The following is a 14,100-nucleotide window of genomic DNA, read 5'->3' on the forward strand; positions in this document are numbered from 1 at the left end:
GGTAATACTGAATTATTAACGCGCTGAATAAAATAGTGAATATATTGTGAGCACATTTTATCCCAGTTAAATGTTACTTATAGTGGTAATATATTGAATTTATTATTGTGCTTCAGATATACTTCTCTTCCTTACTATTTGCATAATTAATCCCTCCTATTCGTTATATTTGAAACATATTATTTGGCTTTAAAAGATAAAAAAACTGCCCTATCAGAAGTGTTTTTCTGACAGGACAGTCTAATATATTATTCTATTAGTAAGTTAGACCTGGGTAGATAGGGAACTTGGCTGTAAGATTACGAACTTTAACGCAAGCTTCTTCTTTCACAGCTTTATCTTCAGGGTTTTTCAATACCATTGCGACAACATCAGCAATCACTTGCATAGCTTCAGCGTTCATACCACGCGCAGTTACAGCTGGTGTACCTAGGCGGATACCACTTGTTACAAACGGGCTAGTTGGGTCAAATGGAATTGCATTTTTGTTCACTGTAATGCCAACTTCATCAAGAATATGTTCAGCAACTTTACCAGTAATGTTCAAGTTACGAGTATCGATCAGCATGAGGTGATTATCTGTACCACCAGAAACTAGATTAATACCATTTGCAGTAAGTCCTTCTGCAAGAACTTTTGCATTGTTAACAACATTCTGTCCATATTGCTTAAAATCATCTTGTAGAGCTTCGCCGAGTGCAACAGCTTTAGCAGCAATAATATGCATCAATGGACCACCTTGAGAACCAGGGAATACAGCTTTATCGATCGCAGCAGCCCAAGGCTTACGGCAAAGAATCATACCACCACGAGGTCCACGAAGAGTTTTATGTGTTGTCGTTGTAACAAAGTGAGCATGAGGCACTGGATTTGGATGTAGACCAGCAGCGACAAGACCTGCGATATGCGCCATATCAACCATGAACAACGCACCAATTTCATTCGCAATTTGACCAAGTTTTTCAAAGTCAATAATACGAGGATACGCACTTGCACCAGCCACGATCATACGAGGACGATGCTTGAACGCAAGCTTACGAACTTCTTCATAATCAATAGTGAAAGAATCTTCTTGTACACCATATGCAACAAAGTTATATAGAATACCGGAAGCATTAACTGGGCTACCATGAGTTAAGTGACCACCATGAGCAAGATTCATACCTAATACCGTATCACCAGGTTTCAATGCAGCAAGATATACTGCCATATTCGCTTGTGCACCTGAGTGAGGTTGAACGTTAGCATGCTCCGCACCGAATAGTTCTTTTGCACGATCACGAGCGATATCTTCAACAATATCAACATGCTCACAACCACCGTAGTAACGTTTGCTTGGATAGCCTTCTGCGTATTTGTTTGTTAGTACAGAACCCATTGCTTCTAGTACCGCTGGGCTAACGATGTTTTCAGAAGCGATTAACTCAATATTATCGCGTTGACGCTTAAGCTCTAGACCAAGAGCTTCCAAAATTTTCGGATCCTGTTTACGTAAATTTTCCATTATTATTCCTCCTAGAATTTAATTTATATATACTTTCAAAGAAAGTTAAAAAATAAGAATTGGAGCTTCCGAGCAGGGGCATCATACGCCCCATGGAAAGCCATATTCGAAGTCGAATTTGCTACGTCAGCATACTCATCGTAATCACATGCGAACATAGGTGGTACGAGGTCCGCCGATCAACTTCGGCCTAGAGTACGCCATCGTTAAGTGCGCTGAACCAATTGAGCGCAATGACCCTCGCAAGGGAACCGCTACTTGCTTCAAGTGCATCCCAATAAACGTATCACCGATATCAATTCCTGCATCTGCTGCAATCGTTTCAACAAGACACGGCTGCTTCATTTGTGTAAATGCGTAAGCAGCCATCGAGCCTCCAGCATGGGGCACTGGTACAGCATGGACAATATCTTTATGAAGTAACTCCGCTACATCCTGTTCTATAACAATGGCACGATTGAGATGCTCACAGCATTGAAAAACGGGAATAAAATTGAATTGCTGACGTGCAGCTTCGATTCCGCGATAAATCGCACTTGCTACATCAACTGCCCCTGCTTTGCCAATATGCTCCCCGATCACTTCACTAGTACTCGTCCCGAACACTAACAATTTCGGTTTTGTCCATTGACATACTTCCATCAGTTCGTAGATGACAGTTTCAACTTGCGTTGCAATAAGATCAAGCGAATGTGTCATACTGCACTACTCCCCAGTAATGAATCGCTTTTCAATATCTGCTACTTTTTTCAGGCGACCGACATGACGTTCACCATTAGAGAATGGTGTCTCAATCCAAATCTTCACAATATCTAACGCTAGACCTGGACCAGTAACACGCTCACCAAGTGCAAGTACATTCGTGTCATTATGATCTCGAGTGGCTTGTGCTGAGAATGTATCGCCTACTAAAGCACAACGGATACCTGCATGCTTGTTAGCAGCAATAGACATTCCAATACCTGTTCCACAAATTAAAATACCACGATCTGCCTTACCTGCTGTAACTTGGTCACATACGGGCAATGCATAATCAGGATAATCTACTGAACCATTACAATCACATCCGAAATCTTCCACTTCATGACCTAATGATTTCAAAAATGGAACAATTTCATCTTTTAGACGATATCCACCGTGATCAGCACCAATTGCAATTTTCAAGCATAACACCCTCTCGGTTCGATAATTTGATTGGATACAAGATGTTTTTTTGAACATAAAGTATACTTGTAGTATACCGCTTTTCCGTAAAAAATGAAAAAAAGAGCAAAACATGCTATGAATAGCACGTTGCTCTTTGCCCAGGCGACCGGCCGTATACTCCGATGCTCCATCGTGGTTACCCACTTCCGTCGCCAGTTACATCGAAGACCGCTTATATAGCTATATAATAGCGGATTTAGCTGCAAATATCAATCATCTAATTATTAGAATTTATCATCTATTTTGTTGTTGATTACGTAATAATAATAGTTTGTCGACTAGCTTGAAGATCGCTTCCTCTAGTTCATCGGCACAATGATCATAATGTGACTGTGTGCCTCCATATGGATCTGCAATATCAAAGCTAGGAATAGTCCGCTCCAATGCGATCAACCGCTGACGTTGCTTTTCCTCTACGGGTTGTCCTAAAATTTGCTTCATCTGCACGTCTGTATATAAACTTTCTAACTCCGTAATTATCTGTTGCAGATCTTCATCCATATAGGCGAACTCCTTCAACGTGAAGGTTTTGTCCATCATATGAGCATATTGTTGCAACAAATCTCGTTTATGTGCAGATGTCATCGTTAAGACGAGATCCGCCCATTCCAGTATTTCTTTTTGCAGTACAGATGAGCTTCCTTTATGTTGAATACCACGACGATTCAGAGCGTGTAACGAATTAGCCGATACTGGCATACCATTCACCGTCGATATTCCTGCTGAACGTACAGCAACGGTTAACCCCTTTTCATAGGCAAGACTTTTGAGAAATGCTTCCGCCATAGGAGATCGACAAGTATTACCTGTGCATATGAATAATATTCTTTTCATAGCGCCAACTCCCTTCAACTCCTATTATACTATAAAATAAACCCCAAACACGACAAGAATAATGCCACCAAATGTCTCACCGTATACTCCCATGGATTGACTCACTCTTTTACCAAGACTTAATCCTAGCATAGCCATTACAGCTCCCAATATCCCGAATAAACATACCGTTAGCCAGAATTCTGCTTGAAACATTCCAAGTGTAATGCCCACTGAAAAAGAGTCTACACTCACACTAAATGATAACAGCATAAGTCCCCAGAATGTGCGATGATCTAACATTTGCATTTCTTCTTCCTTAAAGGAATTAATAATCATGTGCGTACCTAACATAATTAATAGTATTCCCGCTACAATAGTAGCCCAGTTGCCAAGAACCGAGCTCATCAGATTGCCCATGAGCATACCACCAATGGGCATCACAATGTGGAACAACCCGATTACGATACCAAGCTTCAATATATGTCGATAACGAATTCCTTTCAGACCAATGCCTATTCCGAGTGAAAATGCATCAAAACCTAATGCGATCGCAATCATCATGATCGCCATAAGCTGTCCTATCCATGCGTTTGTATCTAACATAAATGATCTCCTTGTCCACTATACTTGTACAAACATATGCGGAGAAGGAGATAAAGTTGACTATTAATTTAATAAATCAAAAAATAATGTTCGTTAGACATTGACAACGACATGACCAGCCGCCTTATGCAATCGATTCATTAATGCCGCACCGATACCATCGTAGTTACTTGCTTCCGACCATATCCGAGAAATATTCTGTTCATCAAAGCTTCGTAAGGCAGCATAGAGCGAAGCCGCAGCTTCTTCAAGATGATGAATACTTCCCATACTAATGACAAGCTCAGCGGCACGATAATGCTCCATATGCTCAGCAAAAGCCAATACACCACATCGTTCAGTCGCTTGGTAACCCTCCAATTGCGCCCCGATATAGGCAGCCACTTGAGTTGCTTCACCGTTCACAACGACAAGCTGTCCTTTCGGTGCATAATGCGTATATTTCATCCCTGGGGAACGAGGCGCCTCCTTACTTTGCAGCTCCGTTTCCGTCACAATATTCGCCTCTGGACAACACACTCTCAAATCGTCCTCCGTTACTCCGCCTGGGCGCAACACACGAATGGTAGAATCACCATCGACCTCAACAACAGTAGATTCTAAGCCAACTCCTGTCGCTCCACCATCGACAATACCTGCGATTTGTCCTGCCAAATCTTCATATACATGCCCAGCAAGTGTAGGACTTGGGCGGCCCGAACGATTTGCACTTGGCGCAGCAAGCGGACAATTGGCTTGCTCGATCAACGCAAGTGCTATAGGATGGTCAGGCATACGAACACCTACTGTTGCGAGTCCTGCTGTTACATACGGAGATAGTACACCTTCCTTTACAGGTAACACGATAGTTAAAGGTCCCGGCCAGAAACGCTCCATTAACTGCTCTGCAAGTCCATCATAATGTTCAACTAATCCATCCAATTGCCGCTTATCGCTAATATGAACAATTAAGGGGTTATCAGACGGTCTGCCCTTTGCCGCGAAAATTCCTTGTACTGCTTCACTTGAAGTTGCATCTGCTCCTAATCCGTATACCGTTTCTGTAGGAAAGGCTACTTGTTTCCCTTGCTGAAGTGCATATACCGCTTCCTCTAGCTGTTGCTCCCAACCCGATTGCTCTATATTAATTTTCCATAAATGAGTACTGTTATTCACGGCTATCAATCCTTCGTTTCTTCAACTTATACTTATAGTATAACTTCATATATCTACAGTATGACTTCTTATACTTACAGTATAGCTTCAAATGACCACAATAAAAAGCGATAAACAGCTATGCCGCTTATCGCTTCTATATTTTAATTCGCTAATGTTTATGCAAATAGTGAGGAGAACCATGCTCCCAAATCTTCAAACAATTCAACGATGAAAAAATCAACTTCTACATCTGTCGTTGCTACCGATGCTGTTTCTACCTCTGACGTTGCTGCTATTTGTTCTACTCCCGTTGTCACTACTGCAGCCTCTACAGATGGACTAGCTGTCGCTTCGCCTGATACTGTATCAGCAAAGCATAGCGGTGGAAATAGTACACACCACCAGTTACGCCCTTCCCCTTGGCCTAATGTAATGAGTAATGCTTCATACATCCCGGCAGGATAGACAAGCTGCCCATACATTTTTGTAGGAAATTCGACTTGGCCAATCTCTGTAGTAAATCCATATTGATAACCGTTATTAGTAAGTGTTGTTGCAATAATGTTTTTCAATTCCGCTTCATGTGCGCTTAGCACTTCTCTAGCTGCCTCAATCGTTAATGGTTCAGTTACCCAACTATTCATTGCTGCGACAACTTCGTCACGAATGACTGCTTTAATAAGTTGATCATTGGGAGCATCGGAATTAGCAAGAATACGTAGACGAATAGATTCTTCTGGAATAGATTCCATATTAAATGCTGCGTCAACCTTTTGATTTTCCCAGCTCATAATTAGCACGATTAAAATAATAGCGACATACCCATATACTTTGCGATAAGAAAAAGAAAATTGATTAGATGAATTAGATAACATTACACAAGCTCCTCTCGTACATCCGCTAAAATGTACTTGCTTGCGTCCCGGAACGTCTCTAACCCTATTATGTCCAGCTCATCTAATCTATAAACCTATCAATCTATTTTTTTACCGCGATAACATGTCTGTCTATTCCATTATAGTCTGTAATAATCGAGATATCGTCCCAAGCGCCCATCTCTTTCATCATATCTACGACAATGGCAGGCTGATGAATCCCCAGTTCAAACGCCACAATCGTTGGCTTAACTTCTAATTGGGCCAGCTTATATAACATCACACGATAAGGATCAAGCCCATCCTCACCACCAACTAATGCAAGATGCGGTTCATAATCACGCACTTCTCTTTGAAGCTGTGCCATATCGCTTTGTGGAATATAGGGCGGATTGGATACTAGAATATCAATATGTTGATCTTCATATCGCAGCGCATGACCTTCTATAATAAATGGTTGTAGCAAATCACCTTGTTGCCAGCCTATTTTATGCGCGATGCCAAATTGGGCTGCATTATGCTTAGCGACGCTTAATGCATCAGCGGAAATATCAGAGGCAATCACTCGCCACTGGGGCTGTTCAAGCTGTAACGTTAATGATATAGCGCCGCTTCCAGTACCTATATCTAAAACAACAGGCTGCTTCGCTTTATGCTGCCACAGCTTAGTACCTGCCTTAATAACCGCTTCAACAAGTAGCTCCGTCTCAGGACGCGGAATAAGTACAGCAGAGGACACGGTAAAGTTTCTTCCATAGAACCAGGCTTCACCAATCATATATTGGATCGGTTCGCCTTTACCTTTACGGGCTAATAACTCTCCCCACTGCATTAGCTTAGCTTCTGGAAACATATCCTGCCACATAAGTAATAAGCGCCCCCGCTCCACATTCAGAACATGAAGCATAATTAATTGTGCATTCTCCTTAGCTTCTTCCACACCACATTCCGTCAAATAAGTAGTAGCTTGCTGCAATTTTGTTCTTATATCCTCATCTATAGCCATACACTCTTCTAATGTCACCGTTGGTGCTGTCACAGTTTTTCACCACTTTCTAATGCTAATCAAAAGAAAGCGCCAGTTCATAGCAGCCTCTTACCTATTCGTAAGATATTGCTCGTAACTAGCGCTCTATATATTCACTCTAGGTAACTATTATGCACCCATCGTTTCTTGTTCAAGATGATCGGCTTGATCAGCCAATGTTAGATGATTAATAATCTCTTCAATGTCACCGTTCATAATAGAGTCCAGCTTATGCAATGTTAAGCCAATACGATGATCGGTTACCCGACTTTGCGGGAAGTTGTACGTACGAATACGTTCCGAGCGATCGCCCGTTCCAACTTTACTTTTACGTTCTCCAGCATACTTTGTTTCTTCTTCTCGACGTTGAACATCTGAGATACGTGCACGAAGAACTTGAAGTGCTTTGGCTTTATTCTCGTGTTGAGATTTACCATCTTGACAAGTTGCCATAATACCCGTTGGTACGTGAAGGACACGCACAGCGGATTTCGTTGTATTAACGGACTGACCACCAGCGCCACTAGAACAGAATGTATCTACACGGATATCTTTATCGAAGATCTCTACGTCTACCTCTTCTACTTCCGGCATTACTGCTACCGTGGATGTAGACGTATGAATACGACCGCCAGATTCCGTTACGGGAATACGTTGTACACGGTGTGCGCCACTTTCATATTTCAATTTGCTGTAAGCACCTTTACCACTAATCATGAAAATAACCTCTTTGAAACCACCAACGTCATTTTCAGTAAACTCCATCAATTCCGTTCTCCAGCCTTGTGTATCAGCATATCTATTGTACATACGATATAGTTCATATGCGAATAATGCTGCTTCATCTCCACCTGCTGCACCACGAATTTCGACGATTACGTTTTTATCATCATTAGGGTCTTTTGGAAGAAGCAATATACGTACCTTCTCCTCAAGCTCCGTTTTGCGCGCACCTAGTTCATCGACTTCCATTTTCACCATGTCGCGCATTTCATCATCAAGTTTTTCGCCTAGCATTTCTTTAGCCTCTTCGAATTGCTCGCTAACTTGTTTATACTCTGTAAAAGCATCATATGCACCTTGAAGATCAGATTGCTCTTTGGAAAGCTCTCTTAACCTCTTAGGATCACTCGATACGTCCGGATCACACAGCAACTCGCTTAGTTTCTCGTACCGATCAGCTAGTGCTTGTAAACGATCTAACACAGTCACTCACCTCTGTCATTTCCTCAAAATAAGATAATTATTATTATATCACATCAACAGGCTTCAATCGATATTTGCTTTGCATTGAATACCTAAAAATCGAGTTATGCACAAAAGTATCAAGTTATACACAGGTTTATCCACAAATATTAATAGGATATACACAAAATGGAAAGCTTTTATCCACAACTTATTAAGAACTTTCTTTCTGTGGACAATAGCTTCGATGTCGAGTAATCCACAGTGTATAACTTCGTGATCAAAGTCGAACATCTTTAGTATACACATGTGGACAAAAAAAGTGCCTGGTCCCTCCTTCAAGGATTCACCAAGCACTCATATTTCATTCATTATTGATCAATGACGCTATACGTTGAAACGGAAATGTATAACATCGCCGTCTTTTACCAAATACTCTTTACCTTCAAGTCGCAATTGACCGCGCTCACGAGCTACAGCCATCGAACCTGCTGCCGATAAATCATCGTAAGAAACAACCTCTGCACGAATGAAACCACGCTCGAAATCAGTGTGGATAACTCCCGCTGCTTGTGGTGCTTTCATACCTTTGCGAATCGTCCAAGCACGAACCTCTTGAACACCAGCAGTAAAGTACGTGTATAGACCTAATAATTTATAAGCGGCACGAATGAGACGATTAAGTCCAGACTCAGCAAGACCTAGCTCTTCAAGGAACATTTCCTTGTCTTCGCCATCAAGTTCTGCAATTTCTGATTCGACTTTTGCACTAATTGCTACAACTTCAGCGCCTTCTTGGGCAGCAAAGTCACGAACAATTTTCACAAATTCGTTGTCATCAGCATTGGCAACTTCTGCTTCACTTACATTCGCAGCATATAATACTGGCTTCAATGTTAATAGATGAAGATCTTTGATTAGCGTCAACTCATCAGGAGTTAATTCGATACTACGAGCGGGTTGGTCATTATATAATGCTTCCTTCACGCGCTCAAGAATTTCAACTTCCTGTGCGATCTTTTTGTCACCGTTCTTTATGTTTTTACGAGAACGATCGATACGACGATCAACAGAATCGATATCAGCTAAAATTAGTTCTAAATTAATCGTTTGGATATCACTAAGCGGATCAACTTTACCAGATACATGTGTAATATTCTCATCTTGGAAGCAACGTACAACATGTACAATCGCATCTACTTCACGAATATGAGCTAAAAACTTGTTACCAAGACCTTCACCTTTACTCGCTCCAGCAACAAGACCTGCAATATCAACAAACTCAAATGCAGTTGGTACGATACTGTTCGGCTTTACTAATTCCACCAGTCTATTTAAACGCTCGTCTGGCACTTCAACAACGCCAACGTTCGGATCAATTGTACAGAATGGATAGTTAGCTGATTCAGCACCAGCTTGCGTAATTGCGTTAAAAAGTGTGGACTTACCTACGTTCGGCAAACCAACAACACCACATGAAAGACCCATCATTTCAACTCCTAAATACTTTATTGTATATTACTCTCAAGCTACCTCGTAACAACAAAGTCACTTCGGAAGCATTAACTCGAAACCGATTGTAAACAGCTTTCGTTATTATACCCTAGCCAGTCAAACAAAGAAAGACCCGTTCGCTTGTGATCACGATGAGATAGCTTCGTAGCTTACTCGACTTCGAATATGACTGCCTATCCACACAAAGAAAGCTGTTGCTGTAGTGGATTTCACTACAGCAACAGCCCCCTTATATCAATGCCTCAATTATTTAAGCATTAGAAATTTTTGCTTTAAGTGCATCTTTACTTTGAAGACCTACCATTTTATCAACTGGTTGACCATCTTTGAAAAGAATTAGTGTTGGAATACTCATAACGCCGAATTGAGCAGCTAGCTCAGGTTGGTCGTCAACGTTGATTTTACCGATTACTGCTTGACCTTCAAGTTCAGTAGCTAGTTCTTCAACGATTGGAAGTTGCATTTTACAAGGTCCGCACCATGGAGCCCAGAAATCTACTAGCGCTACTCCGCTCTCGATGGATTGGTTGAAATTATCTTTAGTTAATGAAATTGCCATTACAATCATCCTCTCTAACTAATATATATGATTATGGGAAAATCCCTTCACACCATGCGGTGAAACTTAACAACTGTGAATTTGCTTAAGCACATCACTAATTGTAATATCGCTGAAATGTTCTTCTAACTTCTTCTCTGCTGTACAAAAGATGCCATACATAACAGAATTCATGTTCGAGCCAACCATACAGTCACCATCAGGATTACCTGAGCACCAGCTTGGAATGAGCGATCCTTGAGCCATCACGCGGTAAATATCCGCCAGTGTTACAGTGCTAGGATCAATAGTAAGTCGATACCCGCCACCAGAACCTTCTCTTGTATTAACAAAGCCACTACGACGCATACCACTCATGACTTTACGAATACGCGCAGAATGAGTACCAACATTATCAGCAATCATCTCACTACTAGCCATGTTATCTGGCAAATTAGCCAAATAGACTAAACTATGCACTGCAATTGTAAATTCACTATTCACTTTAAGTGGTCCTCCCTGCGTTATACTGTAATAATAAACGTTACAGTTAGAATTGTCAATAACAGTGAATCCACTTTCTATAGTGTTCAACGTTTTGTCATCCTTTATGCACAAGCCATCAATCTGTCATTATTTCACTATTATCACGCTGGTGGATACGATACAGCAAAAAAAAGCAGTCCGACCACTTGTGAAGTGACCCCGAAAAGTTAGACATCACTAACAATTAGAGGTGCATTTTAAGTGATTCAGACTGCTTTTTATCAATCATTACTAGCACTCATTAGCTATAACTAGCTTGTTATTACTGGTATTCATACTTATTTATTGTACCGTTAATTTCTGTATTGCTTTAATAAATGCATCCATTTCTTCTTCCGTTCCAATGCTTACACGTAAAAAATTATCAATACGTGGTGAGGCAAAGTAACGTACAAGCACGCCTTCTGCTCTTAATTGCTCAAATATTTGCTTCGCAGGTATACTGCGGTGAGAAATAAATACAAAATTAGCTGCTGACGGAGTAACCAAAAAGTGTAGCTGCTCAAGCTGCTTGACAACACGCTCACGAGTAGCAATGACCTTTGCATTCATTTCTACAAAATAGGTCTCGTCTTCAATAGAAGCTACTGCTCCCGCAAGTGCAACACGATCTAAAGTATAAGAATTGAATGAGTTCTTCGTACGATTCAAGCCTTCGATCAACTCTGCTGAGCCAAATGCAAAACCAACACGTAATCCAGCCAATGATCTAGACTTCGACAATGTCTGAATAACTAATAGATTAGGATAGCTATCCACTAAGACAACCGCAGATTGACCCCCGAAGTCGATATAAGCTTCATCAACAATAACAACTTGCTCGGGGCTTTGTTCAAGCAATTGCTTAATATGCTCCAGTGGTATTAGAATTGCCGTCGGAGCATTCGGATTCGGAATAATAATGCCACCATGTTCCCCTACATATTCCTCTACATTGATGTTGAATTGCTCATCCAGTGGTATAAGCTTCGGCGTTATACCGTAGAACTTCGCATATACTTTATAAAAGCTATACGAAATATCAGGGAATAGGACAGGCTTACTCGGATCGAAGAACGATGCGAATGCAAAGGCTAATATTTCATCAGAACCATTACCTACAAATATTTGATTAGGCTGTAATCCATGACGCGTTGCTAATGCTGTCACTAGTGATTCGCAATTAGGATCAGGATACAAGCGCAAATCCTCATTAATCGCACCTGCCATCGCTGCCATCGCATTGGGAGAAGGTGGATAAGGATTTTCATTCGTATTCAACTTAATATATTTCTTATCCTTCGGCTGCTCACCTGGTATATAAGGTTCCAATGCAGTAGTTAGCGGACTCCAATATTTACTCACCGTTGTCGACTCTCCTTACGCTTTCTTCGCATCGAATGAGCTTTTCAGCGATACAATTCGATTGAATACTAGCACATCTTCACTACTCTTTTCTTTATCCACACAGAAATAGCCATGACGGAAAAATTGGAACTGATCTCCCGCTTGTGCATCCTTCATATTTGGTTCAATATAGCCATTCACGACTTGCATAGAATTCGGATTGATCCGTTCTAATAATGGCTTATCCTTATTATCCGTCTCATCTACTAGAAGTGGCTCTAACAGTCTCAACTGTGCTGGAATAGCACTAGATGCCTCAACCCAGTGAATTGTACCTTTTACTTTACGAGCGTTGAAGCCACTGCCTGATTTCGTTGCCACATCGTACGTACAATGAAGCTCTACAACTTCACCATGCTCGTTCTTGATCACATCATTACATACAATAAAGTAAGCATGCTTCAAACGAACCTCATTACCAGGGAATAACCGGAAATATTTATTAGGCGGGTTTTCCATGAAATCTTCACGCTCAATATAAATTTCACGAGAGAACGGAATTTGACGCGTACCCATCTCTGGATTTTCTGCGTTTACCTCTGCATCTAACCATTCGATTTGACCTTCTGGATAGTTCGTAATGACAACTTTGATCGGATCAAGTACAGCCATCGTTCTCGGGGCCTTCATCTTCAAGTCTTCACGAATAAAGAACTCAAGATTACGTTCATCAATAATGCTATTCGCTTTCGCAACACCAATCTCACGACAGAAGTTACGAATAGATTCCGCTGTGTATCCTCGACGACGCATACCACTAATCGTCGGCATACGAGGATCATCCCACCCGTTAACAACGCCTTCATCTACTAACGATTTCAAATAGCGCTTGCTCATAATTGTATTTGTAATGTTAAGACGGGCAAACTCATATTGATGCGTTTGTGTTTCCATCTCACATTGTTCAATAACCCAATCGTACATCGGACGATGATCTTCAAATTCTAATGTACAAATAGAATGAGTAATACCTTCAATCGCATCACCTAGTGGATGCGCATAGTCATACATCGGATAGATGCACCATGCATCTCCAGTACGATGATGATGTACATGAGCAATGCGGTATAATATTGGATCACGCAATGTAATATTAGGAGCAGCCATATCAATTTTGGCACGAAGTACTCGCGCACCATCCTCGAATTCACCTGCACGCATACGTGCAAATAGATCAAGATTCTCTTCCACGCTGCGATTACGATAAGGACTATCCTTACCAGGTTCAGTTAACGTACCACGCAGCTCACGAGTTTGTTCCGCTGTCAGGTCACATACATATGCTTTACCCTTCTTAATAAGCAATACCGCACGATTATACATCTCTTCGAAATAATCAGAGGCAAAGAATAACGCATCCCATTCAAAACCTAACCATCTTACGTCTTCCATAATAGAATCTACATATTCCGTATCTTCTTTAACAGGATTAGTATCATCAAAACGTAAATTTGTTTTCCCTTTAAATTCATCAGCCAGCTCAAAGTTCAAACAAATAGATTTGGCATGCCCAATATGAAGATATCCATTAGGTTCTGGGGGAAATCTCGTGTGAATTTCCTGAACCCGCCCCTCTTGTAAATCCTCTATTACTATATTTTTAATGAAATTAGACGGAACCGATTTATTTTCATTACTATTTTCCATATAGACCAACCTTTCACACAACGAATATTATCCTCTTATCATACACAAATTCTTATGAAAATACACCCATTTATGCGTGCAAATGCGGATGTTATTACCGGATCAAGCTAATCTG

At 41.0% G+C, this 14,100-nt stretch carries 14 protein-coding genes and 1 riboswitch; all 14 genes read right to left on the reverse strand.

The genetic code is table 11. The annotated features are described in order from the left end of the window. Positions 1–256: 256 nt before the first annotated feature. The 14 genes from AC1TO5_RS18390 to AC1TO5_RS18455 all read right to left on the reverse strand — a co-directional run bounded on the left by AC1TO5_RS18390 (position 257) and on the right by AC1TO5_RS18455 (position 13,985). Positions 257–1,504, reverse strand: coding sequence for a serine hydroxymethyltransferase (locus AC1TO5_RS18390; protein ID WP_482064296.1), 1,248 nt, complete (start codon positions 1,502–1,504; stop codon positions 257–259). A 144-nt stretch (positions 1,505–1,648) separates the two neighbouring features. Further along, positions 1,649–2,203, reverse strand: a complete 555-nt coding sequence (locus AC1TO5_RS18395) for a TIGR01440 family protein (RefSeq protein ID WP_482064297.1) — start codon at positions 2,201–2,203, stop codon at positions 1,649–1,651. Positions 2,204–2,209: 6 nt separating this feature from the next. Next, positions 2,210–2,668, reverse strand: coding sequence for a ribose 5-phosphate isomerase B (rpiB, locus tag AC1TO5_RS18400; RefSeq protein WP_482064298.1), 459 nt, complete (start codon positions 2,666–2,668; stop codon positions 2,210–2,212). Positions 2,669–2,799: 131 nt separating this feature from the next. Then, a riboswitch (ZMP/ZTP riboswitch) is annotated at positions 2,800–2,880 on the reverse strand. 64 nt (positions 2,881–2,944) lie between these two features. Then, positions 2,945–3,544, reverse strand: coding sequence for a low molecular weight protein arginine phosphatase (locus AC1TO5_RS18405; protein ID WP_482064299.1), 600 nt, complete (start codon positions 3,542–3,544; stop codon positions 2,945–2,947). A gap of 24 nt (positions 3,545–3,568) precedes the next feature. Beyond that, the gene (locus AC1TO5_RS18410) at positions 3,569–4,129 is read right to left on the reverse strand and encodes a manganese efflux pump MntP (protein WP_482064300.1); all 561 of its coding nucleotides are present in this window, start codon (positions 4,127–4,129) and stop codon (positions 3,569–3,571) included. Between the two features lie 93 nt (positions 4,130–4,222). Continuing rightward, the gene (locus AC1TO5_RS18415) at positions 4,223–5,284 is read right to left on the reverse strand and encodes an L-threonylcarbamoyladenylate synthase (protein ID WP_482064301.1); all 1,062 of its coding nucleotides are present in this window, start codon (positions 5,282–5,284) and stop codon (positions 4,223–4,225) included. A gap of 158 nt (positions 5,285–5,442) precedes the next feature. Beyond that, the gene (gene spoIIR, locus AC1TO5_RS18420; RefSeq protein WP_482064302.1) at positions 5,443–6,141 is read right to left on the reverse strand and encodes a stage II sporulation protein R; all 699 of its coding nucleotides are present in this window, start codon (positions 6,139–6,141) and stop codon (positions 5,443–5,445) included. A gap of 103 nt (positions 6,142–6,244) precedes the next feature. Beyond that, positions 6,245–7,180 carry a peptide chain release factor N(5)-glutamine methyltransferase gene (gene prmC, locus AC1TO5_RS18425; protein WP_482064303.1) on the reverse strand — a complete coding sequence of 312 codons (936 nt, stop codon included), beginning with the start codon at positions 7,178–7,180 and terminating at the stop codon, positions 6,245–6,247. Positions 7,181–7,297: 117 nt separating this feature from the next. Continuing rightward, entirely contained in the window at positions 7,298–8,374 is a 1,077-nt protein-coding gene (gene prfA / locus AC1TO5_RS18430; protein WP_482064304.1) for a peptide chain release factor 1, read from the reverse strand. A gap of 366 nt (positions 8,375–8,740) precedes the next feature. Beyond that, the gene (gene ychF, locus AC1TO5_RS18435) at positions 8,741–9,841 is read right to left on the reverse strand and encodes a redox-regulated ATPase YchF (protein WP_482064332.1); all 1,101 of its coding nucleotides are present in this window, start codon (positions 9,839–9,841) and stop codon (positions 8,741–8,743) included. Between the two features lie 277 nt (positions 9,842–10,118). Next, entirely contained in the window at positions 10,119–10,427 is a 309-nt protein-coding gene (gene trxA, locus AC1TO5_RS18440) for a thioredoxin (protein ID WP_482064305.1), read from the reverse strand. Positions 10,428–10,493: 66 nt separating this feature from the next. Then, positions 10,494–10,910 carry an RrF2 family transcriptional regulator gene (locus AC1TO5_RS18445; protein WP_482064333.1) on the reverse strand — a complete coding sequence of 139 codons (417 nt, stop codon included), beginning with the start codon at positions 10,908–10,910 and terminating at the stop codon, positions 10,494–10,496. Between the two features lie 324 nt (positions 10,911–11,234). Next, entirely contained in the window at positions 11,235–12,296 is a 1,062-nt protein-coding gene (hisC, locus tag AC1TO5_RS18450; RefSeq protein WP_482064306.1) for a histidinol-phosphate transaminase, read from the reverse strand. Positions 12,297–12,311: 15 nt separating this feature from the next. After that, positions 12,312–13,985 carry a glutamine--tRNA ligase/YqeY domain fusion protein gene (locus AC1TO5_RS18455; RefSeq protein ID WP_482064307.1) on the reverse strand — a complete coding sequence of 558 codons (1,674 nt, stop codon included), beginning with the start codon at positions 13,983–13,985 and terminating at the stop codon, positions 12,312–12,314. Positions 13,986–14,100: the final 115 nt, after the last annotated feature.

The sequence above is a fragment of the Paenibacillus sp. Y930 genome (assembly GCF_056786375.1).